The sequence below is a fragment of the Streptomyces sp. NRRL WC-3618 genome (genome assembly GCF_001280005.1).
Taxonomy (GTDB): Bacteria; Actinomycetota; Actinomycetes; order Streptomycetales; family Streptomycetaceae; genus Streptomyces.
This window is the reverse complement of the sequence record NZ_LGDW01000151.1, coordinates 1-4,985: the sequence shown is the minus strand read 5'-3', so window position 1 is coordinate 4,985 and position 4,985 is coordinate 1. Positions and strand designations below refer to the sequence as shown.

Annotated in this window: 6 protein-coding genes and 1 pseudogene; 4 read left to right on the top strand and 3 right to left on the bottom strand. The window is 70.2% G+C overall.

Going from position 1 to position 4,985, the window contains the following annotated elements; translation table 11 throughout:
• The first annotated feature begins 126 nt into the window (after positions 1–126).
• Positions 127–618 carry a flavin reductase family protein gene (locus ADL01_RS16840; RefSeq protein ID WP_420719724.1) on the top strand — a complete coding sequence of 164 codons (492 nt, stop codon included), beginning with the start codon at positions 127–129 and terminating at the stop codon, positions 616–618.
• Positions 619–666: 48 nt separating this feature from the next.
• On the top strand, positions 667–1,134 hold the full coding sequence (locus tag ADL01_RS16835) for a GNAT family N-acetyltransferase (RefSeq protein ID WP_053742815.1): 468 nt from the start codon (positions 667–669) through the stop codon (positions 1,132–1,134).
• A gap of 70 nt (positions 1,135–1,204) precedes the next feature.
• On the opposite strand, the pseudogene ADL01_RS16830 reads toward ADL01_RS16835, so the two are convergent.
• Positions 1,205–2,122, bottom strand: a pseudogene (locus ADL01_RS16830) (sigma-70 family RNA polymerase sigma factor); the annotation flags it as partial.
• A 154-nt stretch (positions 2,123–2,276) separates the two neighbouring features.
• Entirely contained in the window at positions 2,277–2,714 is a 438-nt protein-coding gene (gene arfB, locus ADL01_RS16825; RefSeq protein WP_053742814.1) for an alternative ribosome rescue aminoacyl-tRNA hydrolase ArfB, read from the bottom strand.
• A gap of 203 nt (positions 2,715–2,917) precedes the next feature.
• On the opposite strand from arfB, the gene ADL01_RS16820 reads away from it, so the two are divergent.
• Complete coding sequence (locus tag ADL01_RS16820) at positions 2,918–3,493, top strand: TerD family protein (protein WP_053742813.1); 576 nt, start codon at positions 2,918–2,920, stop codon at positions 3,491–3,493.
• 122 nt (positions 3,494–3,615) lie between these two features.
• Positions 3,616–4,116: a hypothetical protein gene (locus ADL01_RS16815; protein WP_053742812.1), complete on the top strand. Its 501-nt coding sequence runs from the start codon at positions 3,616–3,618 to the stop codon at positions 4,114–4,116.
• Positions 4,117–4,254: 138 nt separating this feature from the next.
• Here ADL01_RS16815 and ADL01_RS16810 read toward each other — a convergent pair.
• Positions 4,255–4,985: pentapeptide repeat-containing protein (locus ADL01_RS16810; protein WP_420719723.1), on the bottom strand; the 731-nt coding region annotated here is incomplete at its 5' end.

Sequence of the window (4,985 nt, the reverse complement as noted above, 5' to 3'; positions counted from 1 at the left end):
GTACCCACCCTCCCCGCACACACCGCCTCCACCACCTCCACCGCCTCCACCTCCTCCCCCGCCGCCCCCGCCGCCTGTCCGGCCGGGCATCCTTGGGGAGTGACCCACGACGACTTCCGCGCCGCCATGTCCCGCCTCGCCTCGGGCGTGGTCCTGGTGACCGCACAGGAGCCGTCGCTCGACCCGGACGACCCGCACGCCCCCGGCGGTGAGGACGTCGGCATGACGGCGACCGCCTTCCTGTCGGTGTCCCTGGACCCGCCCCTGGTCATGGTCAGCGTGCGCGAGGGCTCCCGGATGGACGACCTGCTCGACGAACAGCCCCTGTGGGCGGTCTCCGTCCTCTCCGAGAGCCAGCGGCACGTCGCGGGCCGCTTCGCGATGAAGGGCCGCATCAGCGACCGCCTCCTCTTCGCGGACCTCCCCCACACCAGGGGAGAGGCGTCCGGCGCCCCCCTGATGGGCGGCGCCCTGGCGACCCTGGAGTGCCGTACGGAACAGCGGGTCCCGGCGGGCGACCACACCCTGGTGATCGGCCGCGTCCTGACGGCGACCGTGCCGAACGCCGACGGGGGCCCGCTGGCGTACTTCCGGGGCCGCTACCGGCAGTTGGGCTGACGGGAAACCCGCTGGTCACGCCGGTACCGGGCGCCATAGATTGCCCGTATGACGAACGACACGCTCCGACTGGAGCGGATCAGCTCCGACAACTTCGACGCGGCCGTCGCCGTCCGGGTCCGTCCGGATCAGGAACACGCGGTCGACCCCGTCGTGAAGTCGCTGGCCGAGGCGTACGTCCATCCGCGCACCGCCTGGCCCCGGCTGATCCTCGACGGCGAGCGGCCCGTCGGCTTCCTCATGGCCTTCTTCGACATCGCCTGGGGCGACACCGGCACCGACCTGCGCTCCGGCCTCTGGCGCCTGAACATCGCGGCCGACGAACAGGGCAAGGGTTACGGCCGCTTCGCCGTCGAGTCCGTCGCCGCCGAGATCCGCCGCCGCGGCGGAACCACCCTCTACGTCACCTGGCACCCCGGCCCGACCGGCCCCGAGCCCTTCTACCTGTCCCTGGGCTTCCACCCCACGGGCGAGACCAGCGGGGGCCAGACGGTCGGGGTGCTGAAACTGGCCTGATGCCGGGGGACTTGATGCCGGGGCAGTCAGTACCGGGGCACTGGTTTCCCGGCCGGGTGACGTCCGCGGTCACTCGCAGCCGAGCGAGCCGTTCCGGGGCCGTCACGATGTCGATCACGGCCACCTTTTCGTGTACGAACGTAAATGTCAGGACTCGCTCCAGGCTGCCGCGGCCCTCACCCCCGGCCCCCGAGTACACGGCGAGACCCACCTCTCCGCCGACCAGCACCGGCCGCGCGACGACCGCGAGACGCGCGAAACTCCTCGCGCCGGACGCCACCGCCGCGGCGCCGGTGGTGACGCCGGCCTCCGAACGCGCGACCACATCCGGGTCCAGTACGGCGACCAGCGCATCGAAGTCACCGTCCCGCGCGGCGGCCAGAAAGGCACCGACCACCTCCCGCCGCCGGTCGGCACCGGCGCCCCGGGCAGGCGCGCCCCGGACCCGGCGCCGGGCGCGGCTGGCGAGTTGCCGCGCCGAGGCCGGCGTACGGTCCACGATCCGCGCGACCTCCTCGAACGGCACCCCGAAGAGGTCGTGCAGCACGAAGGCGAGCCGCTCGGCGGGCGTCAGGGCGTCCAGTACGACGATCAGGGCGGCGCCCACCGAGTCGGCGAGCAGCGCGTCCCGCTCGGGGTCGGCGGTGCCCGAGGACGACGGCGGCTGTGCCCGGCTGTCCGCCGGGGTCCAGGTGTCGAGGGGCTGCTCGGCACGGGACTTGCGGGCCCGGAGCATGTCGAGGCAGACCCGGCCGACGACAGTGGTCAGCCAGCCGGCGAGATTCCCGACGTCTGTGGTGTCGGTGCGGCTGAGCCGGAACCAGGTTTCCTGAACGGCGTCATCCGCTTCGGTGCCCGAACCGAGCATTCGGTAGGCGACGGCACGGAGTTGACTTCGGTGGGATTCGAATCGCGCGGCGAGAAATTCACTCGCGGGGCCCTCCGAGGGCTCTTTCTCGCGGCCGTCCGGAAATTCACGATCGTTCATCCGCTACCACTCCTCCGTCGCAATCCGACCCGTCAGTTCCCTGACGAACACGGACCGACGAATGTGACAGCGGCAGCTGAGCCTGATCTGTTAACCCAGGTCCGGTTAACCCCATGCCCCGTCAACCCCAGGTCCCCCTCGACCCCAGGTTCCGTTAACCCCAGTCCCGTCCCGTACGGCCCCGCTTCACGTCCGCGCGTGCCTTCTTCTGGCGCAGCCGGCGTTCATTGATTCCGCGCGGGATGCGGGTGGGGGTGCGGGGCTTCGGCGGAGGCGCGGTCGCCTCGGCGAGGAGGGCGGTCAGACGTACGGCCGCCGCCTCGCGGTTGCGCCACTGCGAGCGGTGCTCGGAGGAGCGGACGGTGACGACTCCGTCGACGAGCCGGTCGGCGAGGCGCTCCAGCGCGCGCTGCTTCCAGACCTCGGGCAGCGCCTCGGTCCTCGCGAGGTCGAGGCTCAGCTCCACTCTGGTGTCACTGGTGTTGACGTGCTGCCCGCCCGGACCACCGGACCGCGAGAAACGCCACATGAGCTCGGCCTCGGGGAGCGAGACGGAGCCGCGGATGAGGTAAGGACCGGCCATACCCACCATGGTCGCGCGCCTGTCCGGTCCACGTCACCCCGTTTTCGCCACGACAGCACGACGGACCGGCAAGGCAGGTAAAGAAAGTAAAGGCGCGCGGAACCTTATGGGCCCCCGTCGGCGTTCATAGGGGTGACGGTAGCTTCGTCCCGTACGGGGCTCCGCACCGCACGCACGCCGCACGTATGTCAACGAGGGAAGGACTCCCAACAATGGCTGTAAGCCTGTCCAAGGGTGGCAACGTCTCGCTCACCAAGGAGGCTCCGGGCCTGACCGCCGTCACCGTGGGCCTCGGCTGGGACGTCCGCAGCACCACCGGTACGGACTTCGACCTCGACGCCTCGGCGATCGCGGTCAACGCACAGGGCAAGGTCTACTCCGAAGCCCACTTCATCTTCTTCAACAACAAGCAGACCCCGGACAGCACGATCGTCCACACCGGCGACAACCGCACGGGCGAGGGCGCGGGCGACGACGAGGCGATCAAGGTCAACCTCGCCGGCCTCCCCGCCGACATCGACAAGATCGTCTTCCCGGTCTCGATCTACGACGCGGAGAACCGCTCGCAGAACTTCGGCCAGGTCCGCAACGCGTACATCCGCATCCTGAACGAGGCCGGCGGCGCCGAGATCGCCCGCTACGACCTCTCGGAGGACGCGGCGACGGAGACGGCGATGGTCTTCGGCGAGCTGTACCGCAACGGCGCGGAGTGGAAGTTCCGCGCGGTCGGCCAGGGCTACGCCTCGGGCCTCGTCGGCATCGCCCAGGACTTCGGCGTCAACGTCTGAGTCGCGGACGGCAGCTGAAAAGCCCCCGGCCGAGCGCGAGTTGGCGCTTGGTACGGGGGCTTTCGCATGCCGGGGCAGATAGCCGAAAGGAGGGACGCCCACGTCGTGACACCATCTCCTCCGTGCTCGATATCGGCTACGCCCTCTCCAACCGCTTCCCGGACCCCCCGCAGACCGACTACCGGCGCGCGGACGTCCACGCCCTGCGCCACGACCTGTTCTGCGGAGACGTCTACCTCGCCGACACCAAGGCGGACCGGGAACTGTCCACAGCCTGGGGATGGGTGCCGGTGCTCGACTTCGCGTGGGCGCTGTGCGACATCGTGGAGCAACTGGACCAGGACCCCCGGGGGTCCCGCGCCGCCCGCCCCCAGTACGCGGAACTGGACTTCACCGAGTCCACCGACCGCATGCTCTTCGAGCGCCGCTTCGGATGGGTGGACATCGAGTCCGACTGGATGCCGGCGGAGGAGCCGCCGCTCACCTTCTCCCACGCGGAGCTACGCAAGGAGGCGAGGGATTTCCTGCACGATGTCCTGGCCGACCTGATCGACCTCCACGAGGAGCTCGCCGAAAACCCAGCAATCTGGACCCTCCAGGCCCGCTTCCCAAGGCTCCCCTGACCGAGGCTCCCCCTGGTCTCTCAGGGGCACCCAGCTAACGAACCGAGACGGGCGGCCGGGCGGGAAAGCCCTTCGACGGCACCCCCCGAACGAACCGAGTCGGGCGGGCGGGCGGCCGGGTGGGAAACAAACCCCCACCTACTCCACCCGCACCCCCAACTCCGCCGCAAACACCCCCGCCAGATCAAGCAACTGCACAGGACTGATCACCGCCCCCGCCAACCGATCCACCCCCCGTGCGAACCCCAGCTCCACAGCCCGCCGAAAGTCGACGTCCCGAAGGACGGCCCCGCTGAAATCCGCCCCCTTCAGCGCACAGTCCACGAACTCCACCCGCTCCAGCACCGCACCCCCGAAGTCCGGCTCCACCAGCACGCAGCCCTCGAAGACGACATCCTTCAGCTTCGACTTGCGCACGTTGAGATAGTCGATCTTTCCGCCCCGCACCACCACCCGCTCCAGCACAGCCCCGTGCAACTGCACCCCACCCAGCCGGGCATCGACCAGCTCCACATCACGAAGGGTCGACTCGGCAAGGTTGGTGCCGACCCCCCGTACGCCCGTGAGGACCGAGTCGAGCAGCCGGGCGTGGTGCAGCCGTGTCTCGTCCAGCGCGCACCCCCGTAGCGCGCAGTCCATAAAACGGGCACCCCCGCCGTCCTGCCCCGCGAAGTCGGCCTCCCGGAACTCCAGCCCGTCATAGTCCCCGTCGGGCTCCAGCTCCCCGCCCCCGAACGGCTCCAGCACCGGCAACCGCACCTCAGGCCGCGTGGCCCCCTTCACCCCGGCCCCGGAACCCTTCGAACCGCCCGCCGCTCCACCCACCACTCGCCTAACCATGCCCCCATCCTGCACCCCACCACTGACAA

What these genes read in the sequence shown, in the direction of transcription:
- arfB (WP_053742814.1), bottom strand. Translation starts at nt 2,714, where the DNA reads ATGGTGGGTATGGCCGGTCCTTACCTCATCCGCGGCTCCGTCTCGCTC.
- ADL01_RS16835 (WP_053742815.1), top strand. Translation starts at nt 667, where the DNA reads ATGACGAACGACACGCTCCGACTGGAGCGGATCAGCTCCGACAACTTC.
- ADL01_RS16840 (WP_420719724.1), top strand. Translation starts at nt 127, where the DNA reads ATGTCCCGCCTCGCCTCGGGCGTGGTCCTGGTGACCGCACAGGAGCCG.
- ADL01_RS16820 (WP_053742813.1), top strand. Translation starts at nt 2,918, where the DNA reads ATGGCTGTAAGCCTGTCCAAGGGTGGCAACGTCTCGCTCACCAAGGAG.